The sequence below is a fragment of the Duganella violaceipulchra genome, assembly GCF_019166075.1.
Classification (GTDB): Bacteria; Pseudomonadota; Gammaproteobacteria; order Burkholderiales; family Burkholderiaceae_D; genus Rugamonas; species Rugamonas violaceipulchra.
Genome location: NZ_JAHTGR010000009.1, coordinates 215,903 through 231,466, shown reverse-complemented (window position 1 = coordinate 231,466; position 15,564 = coordinate 215,903). Strand labels below are relative to the sequence as shown.

The 15,564-nt window shown below is 57.1% G+C and carries 20 protein-coding genes and 1 pseudogene; 1 reads left to right on the top strand and 20 read right to left on the bottom strand.

Features of this window, described 5'->3' with window-relative positions; genetic code table 11:
* Positions 1-8 precede the first annotated feature (8 nt).
* From rpsH to rplC, 15 genes are all read right to left on the bottom strand, one after another.
* Positions 9-404 (bottom strand): 30S ribosomal protein S8, encoded by a 396-nt coding sequence (rpsH, locus tag KVP70_RS18375; protein ID WP_008444325.1) that lies wholly within the window; start codon positions 402-404, stop codon positions 9-11.
* Positions 405-418: 14 nt separating this feature from the next.
* The gene (gene rpsN, locus KVP70_RS18370) at positions 419-724 is read right to left on the bottom strand and encodes a 30S ribosomal protein S14 (protein WP_008444324.1); all 306 of its coding nucleotides are present in this window, start codon (positions 722-724) and stop codon (positions 419-421) included.
* 7 nt (positions 725-731) lie between these two features.
* The gene (rplE, locus tag KVP70_RS18365; RefSeq protein ID WP_008444321.1) at positions 732-1,271 is read right to left on the bottom strand and encodes a 50S ribosomal protein L5; all 540 of its coding nucleotides are present in this window, start codon (positions 1,269-1,271) and stop codon (positions 732-734) included.
* 6 nt (positions 1,272-1,277) lie between these two features.
* On the bottom strand, positions 1,278-1,592 hold the full coding sequence (gene rplX, locus KVP70_RS18360) for a 50S ribosomal protein L24 (protein WP_008444319.1): 315 nt from the start codon (positions 1,590-1,592) through the stop codon (positions 1,278-1,280).
* 9 nt (positions 1,593-1,601) lie between these two features.
* Positions 1,602-1,970, bottom strand: coding sequence for a 50S ribosomal protein L14 (gene rplN, locus KVP70_RS18355; protein WP_008444317.1), 369 nt, complete (start codon positions 1,968-1,970; stop codon positions 1,602-1,604).
* A gap of 264 nt (positions 1,971-2,234) precedes the next feature.
* Positions 2,235-2,504, bottom strand: a complete 270-nt coding sequence (gene rpsQ / locus KVP70_RS18350) for a 30S ribosomal protein S17 (protein WP_008444314.1) — start codon at positions 2,502-2,504, stop codon at positions 2,235-2,237.
* Positions 2,501-2,692 (bottom strand): 50S ribosomal protein L29, encoded by a 192-nt coding sequence (rpmC, locus tag KVP70_RS18345; RefSeq protein ID WP_020704377.1) that lies wholly within the window; start codon positions 2,690-2,692, stop codon positions 2,501-2,503. The genes rpsQ and rpmC overlap by 4 nt, the downstream gene beginning before the upstream one ends.
* Positions 2,693-2,704: 12 nt before the next feature.
* Complete coding sequence (gene rplP / locus KVP70_RS18340; protein WP_020704376.1) at positions 2,705-3,124, bottom strand: 50S ribosomal protein L16; 420 nt, start codon at positions 3,122-3,124, stop codon at positions 2,705-2,707.
* A gap of 2 nt (positions 3,125-3,126) precedes the next feature.
* Positions 3,127-3,930, bottom strand: a complete 804-nt coding sequence (gene rpsC / locus KVP70_RS18335) for a 30S ribosomal protein S3 (RefSeq protein ID WP_217943624.1) — start codon at positions 3,928-3,930, stop codon at positions 3,127-3,129.
* 10 nt (positions 3,931-3,940) lie between these two features.
* Complete coding sequence (gene rplV / locus KVP70_RS18330; RefSeq protein WP_173595008.1) at positions 3,941-4,273, bottom strand: 50S ribosomal protein L22; 333 nt, start codon at positions 4,271-4,273, stop codon at positions 3,941-3,943.
* Positions 4,270-4,545 carry a 30S ribosomal protein S19 gene (gene rpsS, locus KVP70_RS18325; protein WP_008444295.1) on the bottom strand — a complete coding sequence of 92 codons (276 nt, stop codon included), beginning with the start codon at positions 4,543-4,545 and terminating at the stop codon, positions 4,270-4,272. The genes rplV and rpsS overlap by 4 nt, the downstream gene beginning before the upstream one ends.
* A 10-nt stretch (positions 4,546-4,555) precedes the next feature.
* Positions 4,556-5,383 carry a 50S ribosomal protein L2 gene (gene rplB, locus KVP70_RS18320; protein WP_020704372.1) on the bottom strand — a complete coding sequence of 276 codons (828 nt, stop codon included), beginning with the start codon at positions 5,381-5,383 and terminating at the stop codon, positions 4,556-4,558.
* On the bottom strand, positions 5,383-5,697 hold the full coding sequence (gene rplW, locus KVP70_RS18315) for a 50S ribosomal protein L23 (RefSeq protein ID WP_008444291.1): 315 nt from the start codon (positions 5,695-5,697) through the stop codon (positions 5,383-5,385). The genes rplB and rplW overlap by 1 nt, the downstream gene beginning before the upstream one ends.
* Entirely contained in the window at positions 5,694-6,314 is a 621-nt protein-coding gene (gene rplD / locus KVP70_RS18310; RefSeq protein WP_026334873.1) for a 50S ribosomal protein L4, read from the bottom strand. The genes rplW and rplD overlap by 4 nt, the downstream gene beginning before the upstream one ends.
* Before the next feature lie 3 nt (positions 6,315-6,317).
* Positions 6,318-6,974, bottom strand: coding sequence for a 50S ribosomal protein L3 (rplC, locus tag KVP70_RS18305; protein WP_020704370.1), 657 nt, complete (start codon positions 6,972-6,974; stop codon positions 6,318-6,320).
* A 327-nt stretch (positions 6,975-7,301) separates the two neighbouring features.
* On the opposite strand from rplC, the gene KVP70_RS18300 reads away from it, so the two are divergent.
* A complete protein-coding gene (locus tag KVP70_RS18300; protein ID WP_217943623.1) occupies positions 7,302-7,592 on the top strand; it encodes a hypothetical protein in 291 nt (96 codons plus the stop codon).
* A gap of 17 nt (positions 7,593-7,609) precedes the next feature.
* Here the strand turns inward: KVP70_RS18300 and KVP70_RS18295 are convergent.
* From KVP70_RS18295 to fusA, 5 genes and pseudogenes are all read right to left on the bottom strand, one after another.
* Positions 7,610-8,451: pseudogene (locus KVP70_RS18295) on the bottom strand (DUF817 domain-containing protein).
* A gap of 123 nt (positions 8,452-8,574) precedes the next feature.
* Positions 8,575-11,367: a TonB-dependent receptor plug domain-containing protein gene (locus KVP70_RS18290; RefSeq protein ID WP_217943622.1), complete on the bottom strand. Its 2,793-nt coding sequence runs from the start codon at positions 11,365-11,367 to the stop codon at positions 8,575-8,577.
* A gap of 306 nt (positions 11,368-11,673) precedes the next feature.
* On the bottom strand, positions 11,674-11,991 hold the full coding sequence (gene rpsJ / locus KVP70_RS18285; RefSeq protein WP_005663509.1) for a 30S ribosomal protein S10: 318 nt from the start codon (positions 11,989-11,991) through the stop codon (positions 11,674-11,676).
* Between the two features lie 129 nt (positions 11,992-12,120).
* Positions 12,121-13,311, bottom strand: a complete 1,191-nt coding sequence (gene tuf, locus KVP70_RS18280) for an elongation factor Tu (RefSeq protein ID WP_020704295.1) — start codon at positions 13,309-13,311, stop codon at positions 12,121-12,123.
* Positions 13,312-13,381: 70 nt separating this feature from the next.
* Positions 13,382-15,487 (bottom strand): elongation factor G, encoded by a 2,106-nt coding sequence (gene fusA / locus KVP70_RS18275; RefSeq protein WP_217943621.1) that lies wholly within the window; start codon positions 15,485-15,487, stop codon positions 13,382-13,384.
* Positions 15,488-15,564: the final 77 nt, after the last annotated feature.

Below are 15,564 nucleotides of genomic sequence, written 5' to 3'. Positions count from 1 at the left end.
CTAACTCCTTATGCGACGTAGCAAATAACTTCGCCGCCGACACCGGTAGCGCGTGCTTTGCGGTCAGTCATGACGCCTTGCGGAGTCGACACGATCGCCACACCCAAGCCATTCATCACAGTAGGGATCTCGTCTTTGCCCTTGTAGACGCGCAGGCCCGGACGGGACACGCGCTCAAGGCGCTCAATGACGGGACGGCCAACATAATACTTCAAACCGATTTTCAGTTCCGCTTTGCCACCAGCTTCGGCTACGGCGAAATCTTCAATGTAACCCTCGTCCTTGAGGACGTTGGCAATCGCAATTTTAACTTTCGACGATGGCATGGCCACGGTCGTCTTTTGCACGCCTTGGGCGTTACGAATGCGGGTCAGCATATCGGCGATAGGATCGCTCATACTCATTGCATATTCTCCTATTACCAGCTTGCTTTAGTCATACCCGGGATCTCACCACGCATGGCGAATTCACGGAGCTTGATACGGCCCAGACCGAATTTACGGAAGGTGCCGCGTGGACGACCGGTGACGGCGCAGCGGTTACGCTGGCGGGTCGGAGCCGAGTTACGTGGCAGCGCTTGCAGTTTCAGGCGCGCTTCGTAACGTTCTTCTTCCGACTTCGACTGGTCATCAATGATGGCCTTCAGCGAAGCGCGCTTGGCAGCAAACTTGTTTGCCAGGTCGACGCGTTTCTGCTCACGGTTAATCAGTGCGAGTTTTGCCATGATCTTCTTAGTTCCTGAACGGGAATTTAAAGGCGGCGAGCAGAGCTTTCGCTTCGTCGTCGGTCTTGGCGGTGGTGGTGATCGAAATATTCATACCACGCAGCGCATCGATCTTGTCGTACTCGATTTCCGGGAAGATGATCTGCTCTTTGACACCGATGTTGTAGTTACCACGACCATCGAACGAGCGGCCATTGACACCACGGAAATCGCGCACGCGCGGCAGAGCCACGGTGATGAAGCGATCCAGGAACTCGTACATGCGAGCGCCGCGCAGGGTGACCATGGTACCGATCGGGTAGCCTTCACGGATTTTGAAACCCGCGATAGCTTTGCGCGACTTGGTGGTCACTGGCTTCTGGCCAGCAATCTTAGTCAGGTCGCCGACAGCGTGTTCGAGGACTTTCTTGTCCGCGATAGCCTCACCAACACCCATGTTCAGGGTGATCTTGGTCAGACGTGGAACTTCCATCACCGACTTGTAACCGAATTTCGCGGTCAGGTCGGCGACGACTTTTTCTTTATAGAATTCTTGGAGACGTGCCATGATTTCTTAAGCCTTCACTACTTCGCCGGACGATTTGAAGACGCGGACTTTTTTGCCATCCACCTCTTTGAAACCGACACGGTCTGCCTTGCCAGTCGCTGCATTGAACAATGCAACGTTGGACACGTGAATCGGCATAGTCTTATCGACGATACCACCTTGTACGCCAGTCATTGGGTTAGGCTTGGTCGCTTTTTTAGCGACGTTGACGCCTTCAACCACGACATGCTCAGCATCGATACGCTGCTGAACGACGCCACGTTTGCCCTTGTCTTTCCCGGTCAGAACGATGACTTCGTCGTTTTTACGAATCTTATCCATTACGACTCCTTACAGGACTTCCGGTGCCAGGGACACGATCTTCATGAACTTTTCAGTACGCAGCTCGCGCGTCACTGGTCCAAAAATACGGGTACCGATCGGTTCCAGCTTGGCGTTGAGCAGAACGGCAGCGTTGCCGTCGAACTTCACCAGGGAACCGTCTTGGCGGCGAACACCTTTAGCGGTGCGCACTACCACGGCGTTATAAATTTCACCTTTTTTGACACGGCCACGTGGCGCAGCAACCTTAACGGTTACCTTGATCACGTCGCCAATGCCAGCATAACGGCGCTTGGAGCCGCCCAATACCTTGATGCACATTACTTCCTTGGCACCGGTATTGTCAGCCACTTCGAGCCGGCTTTCAGTTTGAATCATAGTATTCTCTTTCCCAACTTAAGCCGAAGAATCCACACAATGCGGACCTGCGGTCAGTCTTGGTCCCGCCAGAGCGCTCATGAAGAGCCCACTGTTTGGGTGCTTGACCTTCGTCTTGCTACTGACCGCACGGTTCAGCGTCTGTGGCCAGACACTTTGCGGCGTTACATGAACGAAGCCCGCAAGTATTACATACAACTCGCGGGCTTGCAAGAACTAATTGAAAATCGCCCCCGGACCGAAGACCGGAGGCGACGACTTCAATTAAACGATTTGCGCGGCTTGCACCACGCGCGTCACGGTCCATGCCTTCGTTTTGGAGATCGGACGACCTTCCACGATTTCCACCGTGTCACCGGCTTTCACCTGGTTGGTCTCGTCGTGCGCGTGATACTTGTTCGAGCGCACGATGATCTTGCCGTACAAAGGATGCTTGACGTGACGTTCGATCAGAACGGTGACGGTTTTGTCCATCTTGTCGGACACCACTTTACCGATCAGGGTGCGCTTGAGCGACTTTACTGGTTCGGTCATTTGGCTTCCTTCGTGTTCATTACCGTTTTTACACGTGCGATATCGCGACGTACCTTCTTGAGCTGCGAAGTGTTGCTCAGCTGCTGCGTAGCGGTTTGCATACGCAGGCCGAACTGGGCCTTCAACAGGTCATTCAGCTCTTTTTGCAGAGCTGCCTGGTCTTTGCCGCGGAGTTCAGATGCTTTCATATTTCACTCCTGTTATTGGCCGACTTGACGGACCACGAAAGTGGTCGCCAGTGGCAGTTTGGCAGCGGCCAGGCGGAATGCTTCGCGCGCCAGTACTTCATCTACGCCGTCCATTTCGTACAGGACTTTGCCCGGACGGATTTCAGCGACGTAGTATTCCGGATTACCCTTACCGTTACCCATACGGACTTCGGCAGGCTTGTTCGAAATTGGCTTGTCCGGGAAGATACGAATCCAGATACGGCCACCACGTTTGATGTGACGGGTCATGGCGCGACGTGCGGCTTCGATCTGGCGTGCCGTGATACGACCACGGGCAACGGCTTTCAGACCGAACTCACCGAACGACACCGAAGTGCCGGTGCCATGCGAAATGCCGGTGTTACGGCCTTTCTGCTCTTTACGATACTTCCTGCGTGCTGGTTGCAGCATGATTATTCTCCTGCTTTCTCGGCCGGCTTGGCGGCAGTGCGAACACGAGCGCCTGGAGCCGCTGGCTTGGCGCCGGCGCCTGCTGGACGCGGACGGCCAGCTGGTTTGCCGTCGTCACGACGTGGGCCACGTGGCTTCTTCTCGTCCGGCGGGGTATCGATGACTGGTGCATCGCCGTTCGGCGCGCGGTCACCCTTGTATACCCACACCTTGACACCGATGATGCCGTAGGTGGTCGAAGCTTCGCTGGTACCGTAGTCGATATCGGCGCGCAGGGTGTGCAGTGGCACACGGCCTTCGCGATACCACTCTTTACGAGCGATTTCGATACCGTTCAGACGGCCCGACGACATGATCTTGATGCCCAGGGCACCCAGACGCATGGCGTTTTGCATGGCGCGCTTCATGGCGCGGCGGAACATGATGCGCTTTTCCAGCTGCTGGGCGATCGAATCGGCGATCAGTTGCGAGTCGATTTCTGGCTTGCGGATTTCTTCGATATTGACGTGCACTGGCACGCCCATGATCTTGGTCAGCGCGGCCTTCAGCACTTCGATGTCTTCGCCTTTTTTACCAATGACCACGCCCGGACGCGAGCTGTAGATCGTGAAGCGCGCGTTCTTGGCTGGACGCTCGATGACGATGCGGCCGACCGAAGCGTTCTTCAGCTTGGTTTTCAGGTAGGCGCGTGCCTTCAGATCTTCGTTCAGCATCGAAGCGAAGTTGCTGTTGCCCGCGTACCAACGCGATGCCCAGTTACGGGTAACCGACAGGCGGAAGCCGGTTGGGTGAATTTTTTGACCCATTTTTAGCTCCTTAGTTGCCGACGGTCACGTAAATGTGACACGATTGTTTCGAGATGCGATCGCCCCGGCCCTTAGCGCGTGCAGTGAAGCGCTTCAGGATCGGGCCCTTTTCGACGTAAATGACTTTTACGAACAGTTCGTCGATGTCGGCGCCATCATTGTGCTCGGCGTTCGCGATGGCGGACTCCAGCACTTTCTTGATGATGGTCGCGCCCTTTTTTGGGCTGAATTGCAGAATGTTGAGTGCAGCGTCAACTTTCTTGCCGCGGATCTGGTCAGCCACGAGGCGACCTTTCTGATCCGACAAGCGCACACCCTTGAGGATAGCTTTGGTTTCCATTATTTCTTCGCCTTCTTGTCAGCGGCATGGCCCTTGAACGTGCGGGTCAGCGCGAATTCACCGAGCTTGTGACCAACCATGTTCTCGGAAACGTACACTGGCACGTGCAGCTTGCCATTGTGGACGGCGATCGTCAGGCCGATGAAGTCAGGCATGATGGTCGAACGACGGGACCAGGTTTTGATTGGCTTTTTGTCTTTGGCAGCTTGCGCGGCTTCGACTTTTTTCACCAGGTGGGCGTCACAGAACGGCCCTTTTTTCAATGAACGAGTCATGTGCTACCCCTTATTTCTTGCCGCGGCGCGAGACGATCATGGAAGAAGTACGCTTGTTGCTGCGGGTCTTCTTACCCTTAGTCTGTTGGCCCCAAGGCGACACTGGATGACGACCAGCTGCAGTTTTACCTTCACCACCACCGTGCGGGTGATCGACCGGGTTCATGACCACACCGCGAACGGTAGGACGAACACCGCGCCAGCGCATCGCGCCGGCTTTACCGATTTTACGCAGGCTGTGTTCGGCATTGCCGACTTCACCCACGGTTGCACGGCACTCGATGTGCACGCGACGTACTTCACCCGAGCGCAGGCGAACCTGGGCGTAGGTGCCGTCACGGGCCATCAGGACCACGCCGGCGCCGGCGGAACGGGCCATTTGGGCACCCTTACCTGGCAGCATTTCGACGCAGTGCATGACGGTACCGACCGGAATGTTGCGGATCGGCAGGCAGTTGCCCGACTTGATCGGCGCTTCCGAACCATTCATCACTGCATCGCCAACGGACATGCCCTTGGTTGCGATGATGTACTGGCGTTCGCCGTCGGCGTAGCACAGCAGGGCGATATTCGCGGTGCGGTTTGGATCGTATTCGATCCGTTCCACTTTCGCTGGAATGCCATCCTTCTGACGCTTGAAGTCGATCAGGCGATAGTGCTGCTTGTGACCACCGCCGATGTGGCGGGTGGTGATGTGGCCGTTGTTGTTACGACCAGCAGTTTTCGATTTTTTCTCAACCAGGGCTGCGAACGGACGACCTTTGTACAGGTCCGGGTTCACAACTTTCACCATGCCGCGACGGCCTGGGGAGGTTGGCTTCATCTTAACGAGTGCCATTATTTAGCCTCCTCGGAGAAATTGATTTCCTGGCCAGGTTTCAGGCACACGAAAGCACGCTTGGTATGGTTGCGGCGGCCGGTGTGAGCACCGGAACGCTTCTGCTTACCTTCGCGGTTGACGGTCTGCACCGATTCCACTTCCACTTTGAACAGCAGTTCAACAGCGGCTTTGATTTCTGGCTTGGTCGCGTCGGTGGTTACACGGAACACGATCTGTTCGTTCTTTTCCGCGACCATGGTGGCCTTCTCGGAAATGACCGGAGCCAGCAGCACCTTCATCAGGCGCTCTTCGCTAAATTTCAATGCGCTCATGCCAGCATCTCCTCAATCTTGGCCAGTGCAGCTTTCGTGACCAGGATCTTCTTGTAGAACACCAGGGACATTGGATCTGCGTGACGTGGTTCAACAACCAGTACGTTAGGCAGGTTACGCGATGCCAGTTCCAGGTTTTCGTTGGCGACGTCGGTGATGATCAGAACCGAGTCAAAGCCCATGCCGGTCAGCTTTTGCGACAGCAGCTTGGTCTTTGGCGCTTCGATCGTCAGGTCTTCGATGATCGTCAGGCGATCTTCGCGGGCCAGCTGGGACAGGATCGAGCAGATACCTGCGCGATACATCTTCTTGTTCACTTTGTGGGTGAAGTTCTCGTCAGGCGAGTTCGGGAAGATGCGACCACCGCCGCGCCACAGTGGCGACGACGACATACCAGCACGAGCACGGCCGGTACCTTTTTGGCGCCATGGCTTCTTGGTCGTGTGGTGGACTTCTTCACGGTCTTTTTGTTTACGGTTGCCGCTGCGAGCATTGGCTTGGTAAGCAACGACGACTTGGTGGATCAGGGCTTCGTTGTAGTCACGGCCGAAAATGGTGTCGGCGGCAGCTACGTTAGAGGCGGCTTGACCTTGAGCGTTCAAGAGCTTGAGTTCCATCGTTTAAGCTCCCTTCTTTGCTTTAACTTTGACAGCAGGCGATACAACAACCTGGCCATTTTTCGCGCCTGGGATCGCGCCTTTGACCAGCAGCAGCTGACGGTCGGCATCGATACGGGCGATTTCGAGGTTCTGCACAGTGCGGGTGACGTCACCGAGGTGACCGGTCATGCGCTTACCAGGGAACACGCGGCCTGGATCTTGCGCCATACCGATGGAACCTGGAACATTGTGCGAACGGGAGTTACCGTGGGTAGCACGGCCCGAAGCAAAGTGGTGACGCTTGATGGTACCGGCGTAGCCTTTACCGATCGTGACACCTTGAACGTCGATCTTCTGACCGACTTCGAACAGGGAAGCGGCAACAACATCGCCAGCTTTCAGTTCGGCAGCTTTGGCTGCGTCAACGCGGAACTCTTTCAACAGAGTACCAGCTTCGACACCGGCTTTAGCGTGGTGACCAGCAACAGCCTTCGTTACGCGGGAAGCGCGACGTTGACCGAATGCGACCTGAACCGCGGTATAACCGTCGGTTTCAGGAGTTTTGATTTGCGCAACACGGTTGTTCGATACGTCCAACACGGTGACTGGGATCGAATCCCCGTCATCGGTGAAGATGCGCATCATACCAACCTTGCGACCGAGAAGGCCAAGGCTCATTTTTTCTCCAATTCCCACCTACGATTGGGCGGGGATATGTTGAACTACTAAAATTAGTACGGACCAATAAAAAGACGTATCCATACCGAAGCCGGCTAGTGTAGCGCGAAAAGACCCTTGACGCAACAACTTAATACGGGGTATGTCGGGTTTCCGCGGCGTTGTCCGCGCACTCCCACGATGCACCCGCAGAACAAGGCGCCATGCCGATCGCGGCTGAGTCGGCCAAGACGAAGATGCGCGTAAATATTGTCATTACGCAAGGCACATATGGACGTTTCGGACGAAGCTTCACAGCAACTCCAGCCCGTTTGAACGGACGTCATCATGCACGGACTCAAGCCTGAATTTTCACCTCCGTTAATCGCCAGCCTAGGATTTCTCCTTCTCGCCCTAATCATCGGACGAGACCACTCATGTCATGGCGGACTGGAACTCTATGTTATCGCCGGCTTGATAGGCTTGGCATTCTTGCTGAGCGCGCCTTTCTTCAAATCACGACAGCGCGCCTTCGTTGCTCAATTCGGGTTGAGCATTGCATACGCGGCAATCGGTGCGTTCGCCTGGGCCGGATCTTTCCTTATCGGCAACATGAATTTCATGTGCAGGCTTTTTTGATTTGGCCGGCGCGCGCTTCAGCGTTCGGGCACGTGGATGCGGGCCTTGATGTGCTTCAGATGGGCGACGATGGTGAAAGTCATCACCACCAGCAGCGACCATGAGCTCCACTTGCTGACATGCACCGCCGACCAGGCGCCCAGCTGGTTCGGATAGCGCCACACGCCCCAGAAGGTGCTGATGTTCTCGGCCAGATGAAAAACCCGATCAGCACGAAGGCCAGCAGCATCGGCATGCGGCGGTCGCAGTCCAGCGGCCGGAACACCACCGTGGTGCGCGCATACAGGCCGAGCGCGCAGGCCGCCAGATACCAGCGATAGTCGCCGATGTAATGGTGGGTGAAGAAGTTCACGTAGATCAGCACGGCGATCAGCACCGCCATCCAGTACGGCGGATGATGTCGGATGCGCAAGTCGAACAGGCGCCAGGCCTGGATGATGTAGCTACCCACCGCCGCGTACATAAAGCCCGAGAACAGCGGCACGCCCCACAGCTTGGTATAGGCGAAGTCGGGATAGCTCCACGACTGGATCGCCCCGGACACCTTGAACACTTCCAGCGCGAAGCCGACCACATGGAACAGGCTGACCGCCTTCAGCTCGTCCCACGTCTCCAGTCCCGCCCACACCATGCCCAACTGGATCGCCAACGCGACGAGCAGCAGCACATCGTAGCGCGGCAGGCCCAGCACGCCGGCGTGCGGCACCAGCAGCACGGCGCCGAAGAACAGCGCGACGAACAGGCAGGCCCTCGCCTCCTTCAGGCCGAAGTACAGGAATTCGGCCGCGAAGCGCGCCCAGCCGCGCAGACCGGGGCGGACGGAGTAGTCGAGCAGGTGGTGGTCCAGCGCAGCAAGCATGGTCGTTCCGGTTGAGTATTAGGCAAGCGACTCTAGCGCCACGGCGCGGCGCTGTCCAGCCGCGACAGGCGAAAAAAACCGGGCAACGAGTGCCCGGTTTTTCAGACTGCCCGTTCCAAGCGATTAGAACGTGTAGCTAGCGCTCGCTGCGAAGGTGCGGAACTGCGGCGTGGTGAACGTAGCACGGTAGTTCACTTGTGCGTCCTTGTTCAACAGGTTGTTGATGTACAAGGCCAGTTTCACGTTCTTGATGCCGGAGTATGCCAGGTTGTAGTCCACCGTGGTGAGGCTGCGCACGCGTTCGCATGCAGGCATGTTGGCGGCGCTGACACCGCTGGTGGCGCAGTAGTTCAGGCTGTCGTCGCTGTTCAGACCGTAGCCACCGGAGTAGTTGACGGTCGTGCCGTGGTCGAACGCGCCAACTTTCAACGAAGCACGCAGCTTGGTGTTCAGGCGCGCCTTGGCGTCGTAGTTACCCGCCGAGTTGATGCCGTAGGCGTTGTCAGCCACCGCGAAGACCTGGTAGTTCAGCGCGTAGTTACCTTCCAGTTTCAGACGCAGATCGCCCACGTTCGGGATCTTGACGCGGCCAGCGATGTCGAAGTCGACGCCCGATGCCTTGGTCTTGCCGCTGTTGACGTATGGGTTGTAGATCAGACCCAGCTGGCCGATGCCCTGGAAGTTGACGGTGTTGCTTGGCGCGTATTTCTTGACCAGGGTCAGGAACTCGTTGTCAGTCGCGGTGCTGTCCACACGCACCAACTGGCCGGCCGGCAGCGTCGCCTCGCCTTTCAGCACGTCGCCAATGTCACGGGTGCCGATTTCGTTCTTGCGCTCGATATTGTAGTAGTCGAGTGCCAGGGTCCAGTTCTTGACCGGCTCAAACACCAGGCCCAGCGTATACGAACGCGAGGTTTCCGGCTTCAGGTCGGGATTCGACTTGGTAAAGCTCGGCACCGAACCCTTGCATTCGTTGCTCAGGAAGGTGTTGGCCTGAGCCTTGTCGGTGGTGGTTGCGTTCGCCCCATTCTGGACCAGCTTGTTCAACTCAGTGGCGATCGGGCAGCGACGCAGGTCATTGATCGGGCTGCTGACCGCACTGCGGCCCAGGCCGTTACCGGCTTCGACGATGTTCGGCGCGCGGAAACCGCCCGATGCCGTACCGCGCAGCAGCAGCGTTTCGGTGGCGTTGAATTTCAGGCCGACCTTAGGCGAAACGTGCGCTTCGGTGCCGCTGGTTTTGTCGGCGCGCAGGGCTGCGCTCAGCTCCAGCTTCTTGACGACTGGAACGGTCGCTTCGGTGAAGACCGCGTAGTGGCTGACGGTGTCTTTGACTTGCAGGCCGAAGATGCCAACCAGGTCGCCGCGCAGGACGTTGTCCGAGCTCGACATTTCATACGATTCGCGACGCAGGTCGGTACCCACGGCAACGCTCAGCGGACCTGCCGGCAGCTGGGCAACCGCGCCGGACACGGTAGCGTCGAAGAACGCAATCTTCGATTTACCTTTAGTGGTACGGACCGGGAACATCGATTCCAGCAGGGCTGTATCGTTTTTCTGGCCGAACTTGTAGGTGTTGTTGACGATAGCGTCGTTGTAGCCCTTCATGCTGGTCGCGCGGGTAGCCTTGCTGGCCGACGAGGTCATGTAGCCGGCCGCCGATTTCCAGTCATAGTCGCCGACGGTGCCGCTCAGGTCCAGCATGGCGCGGCTCTGGTCGGACTCGGTGCGGTTGAAGTTGAAGCCGTTGCCGGTGTCCAGCAGACGCGCGCGCAGTTCAATGGCCTGCGACGTGCTATTGCCGTTGTTGCCAACTGGCAGTTTCGGATAGAAGAACGGGCCGATCATCTTGCCGTCGATCGCGTTGTACCAGATGTTAGGCGAGGTGGTCGAGAAGGTGGCCAGTGGTGGGACGATGTATTCGTTGGTCGCACCAGCGGTGGTGAATTCAAAATTGGCATCGATGTTGGCGCCGATCTTGAAGTGGGTGTTGCTCATCGCCGCATAACGCTTGTTGTTGGTCGTCAGGCCGGTGTATGGCAGCAGGTCAAATTTGCACAGCTTGTCGGCCGGGTCGATCTGGTCGGCAGGGCAGCCAGGCAACGCTACGATCTTGGCGCTGTTGTAGAAGTAGTTTCCGGTCGGCGAATAGGTGTTCTTGGCATCCCAGGTCGAGTGGCCAGGGGTCTTGCGGTACCAGTCAGGGTACTTGCCGCGCATGTCGCCGATGCTGTAGCCATCGCGCTTGTAGCCTTCGAAGGTGATGTAGGTGTTGAAGCCTTGCTTGTCGATATCGCCGTAGCCGTAGATCGCCGAGACGCTGCGGTTGCGGTTGTCCTGGAAGCCGTCGGCGGTCTCGTAGTTGACCGTGACCTTGCCGCCCTCGTAGTCCTTGCGCAGGATGATGTTGATCACGCCGGCGATCGCGTCGGAACCGTAGATGGCCGAAGCGCCATCCTTCAGGATCTCGATGCGCTCGACCGCGTCGGTCGGGATCGCGTCCAGGTTGGTGAAGTTTTCCTGGGCGCCGTCAGCCAGGCCGTAAGGTGCGATGCGGCGGCCGTTGACCAGGATCAGGGTGGAAACCTTGCCCAGGTTGCGCATTTCGATGCCGGACGCGCCGGTGGCGAAGCTGCCCGAGCTGGCCGTTGCCGAGCTGACGTTGGTGGAGGTGGCGCTCGACGAACGCAGCAGATCCAGAATGGTGTGCTTGCCGGTGCGCTCGATGTCGTCGCGGGTCAGGACCTGGACCGATGCGGCGGCTTCGTTGTCGGTGCGCTTGATGCTGGAACCGGTAATTTCGACGCGTTGCAGTTTAGGTTCGGTGTCAGCGGCTTGCTGAGCGTAGGCGTGCTGCGAGAAAGCGACGGTCAATGCGATAGCGATCGCACTTTTTTTAAAAAGTGGTTTTTTCAAGAACTGCTCCCAGATGTGATGTATTTAATCTGCGCGTTCGCTATCGTCCATCGGGGTACGATGAACCTAGCTTTTCACGTCTATCGCAAATTTTGCACACACATGGTGCAGGTGACAAGGAATACAGAACGCTACATTACAATTTGGTTAGTTTATTAGTGTGTTTGTTGTTTTCTGGAACAATTGCTTGCAAAAACAGTGGCGCAAACGACAATGGGGCCGGGCGCGCTCGCGTTCGCGAACAGGCCCGGCCCCATCATCAGCTGGCGGCGGAAAAAACTGCTCCGCCGGCCGGCTTGAAAGCGATTATTGCAGTTTGATTTCGACGTCAACACCAGCTGGCAGGTCCAGCTTCATCAGTGCGTCAACGGTCTTGTCGGTTGGGTCGACGATGTCCATCAGGCGCTGGTGGGTGCGGATCTCGAACTGGTCGCGCGAGGTCTTGTTGACGTGTGGCGAACGCAGAACGTCGAAACGCTGGATGCGGGTTGGCAGTGGGACTGGGCCCTTGACAACGGCGCCGGTGCGCTTAGCGGTGTCAACGATTTCCAGTGCGGACTGGTCGATCAGCTTGTAGTCGAAAGCTTTCAGGCGGATACGGATTTTCTGGTTTGGTGCGGACATGATATTTCCTCAAAAGAGCGAACTGACAACTATGTAGCGTCAGCAATGTTTAAAAGAACGAGTATTACTGTAACAGGGTCGACATGGTATCACACCATGCCGACCCTGTTTCATCTCAGCGCTTAAAAATTAAGCGATGATTTTAGCAACAACGCCGGCGCCGACGGTACGGCCGCCTTCGCGGATAGCGAAGCGCAGACCTTCTTCCATCGCGATCGGGTTGATCAGCTTGACGGTGATCGACACGTTATCGCCTGGCATAACCATTTCTTTGTCCGCTGGCAGTTCGATCGAACCGGTCACGTCGGTGGTACGGAAGTAGAACTGTGGACGATAGTTGTTGAAGAACGGCGTATGACGGCCGCCTTCGTCTTTCGACAGAACATAGATCTCGCCGGTGAAGTGGTTGTGCGGCTTGATCGAGCCTGGCTTGGCCAGAACCTGACCACGCTGTACGTCTTCACGCTTGGTGCCGCGCAGCAGCAGACCGACGTTGTCGCCAGCCATACCCTGGTCCAGCAGCTTGCGGAACATTTCCACGCCGGTGCAGATGGTCTTGACGGTGTCGGTGATACCAACGATTTCGATCTCTTCGCCGACCTTGATGATACCGCGCTCGATACGACCGGTCACAACGGTACCGCGACCCGAGATCGAGAACACGTCTTCCACTGGCATCAGGAAGGCGCCGTCCACTGCGCGCTCTGGCGTAGGGATGTAGCTGTCCAGTGCGTCGGCCAGAGCCATGATGGCTACTTCGCCCAGAGGACCGGTGTCGCCGTCCAGCGCTTTACGTGCCGAACCTTTGATGATAGGCAGGTCATCGCCTGGGAATTCGTACTTCGACAACAACTCGCGAACTTCCATTTCAACCAGTTCCAGCAGCTCTTCGTCGTCGACCAGATCGCACTTGTTCAGGAACACGACGATGTATGGAACGCCAACTTGACGGGCCAGCAGGATGTGCTCGCGGGTCTGTGGCATTGGGCCGTCGGCTGCGGAGCAAACCAGGATCGCGCCGTCCATCTGCGCAGCACCGGTAATCATGTTTTTGATGTAATCGGCGTGGCCTGGGCAGTCAACGTGAGCGTAGTGACGGGTAGCGGTTTCGTACTCGACGTGCGCGGTGTTGATGGTGATGCCGCGTGCTTTTTCTTCTGGTGCTGCATCGATCTGGTCGTAGGCTTTAGCTTCGCCGCCGAATTTCTTCGACAGAACGGTAGCGATTGCTGCGGTCAGGGTGGTCTTGCCGTGGTCGACGTGGCCGATGGTGCCGACGTTGACGTGCGGCTTGGTCCGTTCGAATTTCTCTTTTGCCATTTTATTCTTCCTTAGAACAATGTTTTAAATATGCGCCCGGAGGATCTCCCCGGGCGCAAAACAATACAAATTACTTAGCTTTAGCGGTAACGATCGCGTCGATAACGTGCTTAGGCGCTTCCGAGTAGTGCTTGAATTCCATCGTGTAGGTAGCGCGACCTTGCGTTGCGGAACGCAGCGTGGTCGAGTAACCGAACATTTCCGACAGAGGCACTTCAGCTTTGATGATCTTGCCACCGCCGCCTGGGATCTCGTCCATGCCCTGCACCATACCGCGGCGGGACGACAGATCGCCCATCACGGTACCGGCGTAGTCTTCCGGCGTTTCCACTTCCACAGCCATCATTGGCTCCAGAATGACTGGCGACGCTTTGCGGCAGCCTTCTTTGAACGCCATCGAAGCGGCCATCTGGAACGCGTTTTCGTTCGAGTCCACATCGTGGTACGAACCGAAGAACAGCGTGACCTTGACGTCGACCACTGGGTAGCCAGCCAGAACACCGGTGTTCAGGGTGCCGCGCACGCCTTTTTCCACCGCAGGGATGTATTCGCGAGGAACGGTACCGCCCTTGATCGCGTCAACGAATTCGAAGCCCTTGCCTGGTTCTTGCGGTTCGATCTTCAGAACCACGTGACCGTATTGACCACGACCACCCGATTGCTTGACGAACTTGCCTTCGGACTCTTCGCAGACCTTGCGGATCGTTTCGCGGTAGGCAACCTGTGGCTTGCCGACGGTCGCTTCCACGCCGAATTCGCGCTTCATACGGTCGACGATAATTTCCAGGTGCAGCTCGCCCATACCACCGATGATGGTCTGGCCCGACTCTTCGTCGGTCTTGACGCGGAACGAAGGATCTTCCTGAGCCAGACGGTTCAGTGCCAGACCCATTTTTTCCTGGTCAGCCTTGGTCTTTGGTTCCACAGCCTGTTGAATCACCGGCTCAGGGAAGACCATGCGCTCCAGCACGATGATCGCGGTCGGATCGCACAGGGTTTCGCCGGTGGTCACGTCTTTCAGACCAACCGCGGCGGCGATGTCGCCGGCGCGCACTTCTTTGATCTCTTCGCGCTGGTTGGCGTGCATCTGCAGAATACGACCCAGACGCTCTTTACGGCCTTTGACCGAGTTGTACACGGTGTCGCCCGAATTGATGGCGCCCGAGTACACGCGGAAGAAGGCCAGCTGGCCGACGAACGGGTCGGTCATGATCTTGAATGCCAGCGCCGAGAACTTCTCTTCGTCCGAAGCTTTGCGGGTGGTTGGCTGTTCGTCCTCGTCGGTACCGCCGACGTCGTCGATGTCCAGTGGCGACGGCAGGTATTCGATGACCGCGTCCAGCATGGCCTGTACGCCCTTGTTCTTGAAGGCGGTACCGCACATCATAGGAACGATCTCGGAAGCGATGGTGCGTTCGCGCAGCGCTTTCTTGATCTCGGCTTCCGACAGGTCGCCTTCTTCCAGGTACTTGTTCATCAGTTCTTCGGACGCTTCAGCAGCGACTTCCACCATCTTCTCGCGCCACTCGGCGGCCGACTCGGCCAGCTCTGCAGGGATCTCGACGTAGTCGAACTTCATGCCCTGGGACGCTTCGTCCCACAGGATGGCTTTCATCTTGACCAGATCGATCACGCCCTTGAAGTTTTCTTCAGCGCCGATAGGGATCTGGATCAGGACCGGGTTCGCCTTCAGGCGAGCGCGCATCTGCTCGTAGACCTTGAAGAAGTTGGCGCCGGTACGGTCCATCTTGTTGACGAAGGCCAGACGTGGCACTTTGTACTTGTTAGCCTGACGCCATACGGTTTCCGACTGTGGCTGAACACCGCCCACTGCGCAGTAAACCATGCAAGCACCATCCAGCACGCGCATCGAACGTTCAACTTCAATGGTGAAGTCAACGTGGCCTGGCGTGTCGATGATGTTGATGTGGTGCTCAGGGAAGTTGTTAGCCATACCCTTCCAGAAGCAGGTCGTCGCTGCCGAGGTAATGGTAATGCCGCGCTCTTGTTCCTGTTCCATCCAGTCCATGGTGGCGGCGCCATCGTGAACTTCACCGATCTTGTGGTTCACGCCCGTGTAGAACAGGACGCGTTCGGTGGTGGTGGTCTTACCTGCATCGATGTGAGCGGAGATACCGATATTGCGGTAGCGCTCGATGGGGGTCTTGCGGGCCATAATTATTCCTAAATCTTTGAATGGACAAAACCGAGCGCCATTTTTGCTGACAAAAATGAGCCCGGCCTCGAACAACA

Coding starts and splice junctions, on each gene's coding strand:
- rpsS (WP_008444295.1), bottom strand. CDS start 4,545: ATGACTCGTTCATTGAAAAAAGGGCCGTTCTGTGACGCCCACCTGGTG.
- rplB (WP_020704372.1), bottom strand. CDS start 5,383: ATGGCACTCGTTAAGATGAAGCCAACCTCCCCAGGCCGTCGCGGCATG.
- rplD (WP_026334873.1), bottom strand. CDS start 6,314: ATGGAACTCAAGCTCTTGAACGCTCAAGGTCAAGCCGCCTCTAACGTA.
- rplC (WP_020704370.1), bottom strand. CDS start 6,974: ATGAGCCTTGGCCTTCTCGGTCGCAAGGTTGGTATGATGCGCATCTTC.
- rpsJ (WP_005663509.1), bottom strand. CDS start 11,991: ATGTCCGCACCAAACCAGAAAATCCGTATCCGCCTGAAAGCTTTCGAC.
- rplX (WP_008444319.1), bottom strand. CDS start 1,592: ATGGATAAGATTCGTAAAAACGACGAAGTCATCGTTCTGACCGGGAAA.
- KVP70_RS18300 (WP_217943623.1), top strand. CDS start 7,302: ATGCACGGACTCAAGCCTGAATTTTCACCTCCGTTAATCGCCAGCCTA.
- rpsN (WP_008444324.1), bottom strand. CDS start 724: ATGGCAAAACTCGCACTGATTAACCGTGAGCAGAAACGCGTCGACCTG.
- rpsQ (WP_008444314.1), bottom strand. CDS start 2,504: ATGACCGAACCAGTAAAGTCGCTCAAGCGCACCCTGATCGGTAAAGTG.
- rpsH (WP_008444325.1), bottom strand. CDS start 404: ATGAGTATGAGCGATCCTATCGCCGATATGCTGACCCGCATTCGTAAC.
- tuf (WP_020704295.1), bottom strand. CDS start 13,311: ATGGCAAAAGAGAAATTCGAACGGACCAAGCCGCACGTCAACGTCGGC.
- rplN (WP_008444317.1), bottom strand. CDS start 1,970: ATGATTCAAACTGAAAGCCGGCTCGAAGTGGCTGACAATACCGGTGCC.
- rplE (WP_008444321.1), bottom strand. CDS start 1,271: ATGGCACGTCTCCAAGAATTCTATAAAGAAAAAGTCGTCGCCGACCTG.
- rplP (WP_020704376.1), bottom strand. CDS start 3,124: ATGCTGCAACCAGCACGCAGGAAGTATCGTAAAGAGCAGAAAGGCCGT.
- rpmC (WP_020704377.1), bottom strand. CDS start 2,692: ATGAAAGCATCTGAACTCCGCGGCAAAGACCAGGCAGCTCTGCAAAAA.
- rpsC (WP_217943624.1), bottom strand. CDS start 3,930: ATGGGTCAAAAAATTCACCCAACCGGCTTCCGCCTGTCGGTTACCCGT.
- rplW (WP_008444291.1), bottom strand. CDS start 5,697: ATGAGCGCATTGAAATTTAGCGAAGAGCGCCTGATGAAGGTGCTGCTG.
- fusA (WP_217943621.1), bottom strand. CDS start 15,487: ATGGCCCGCAAGACCCCCATCGAGCGCTACCGCAATATCGGTATCTCC.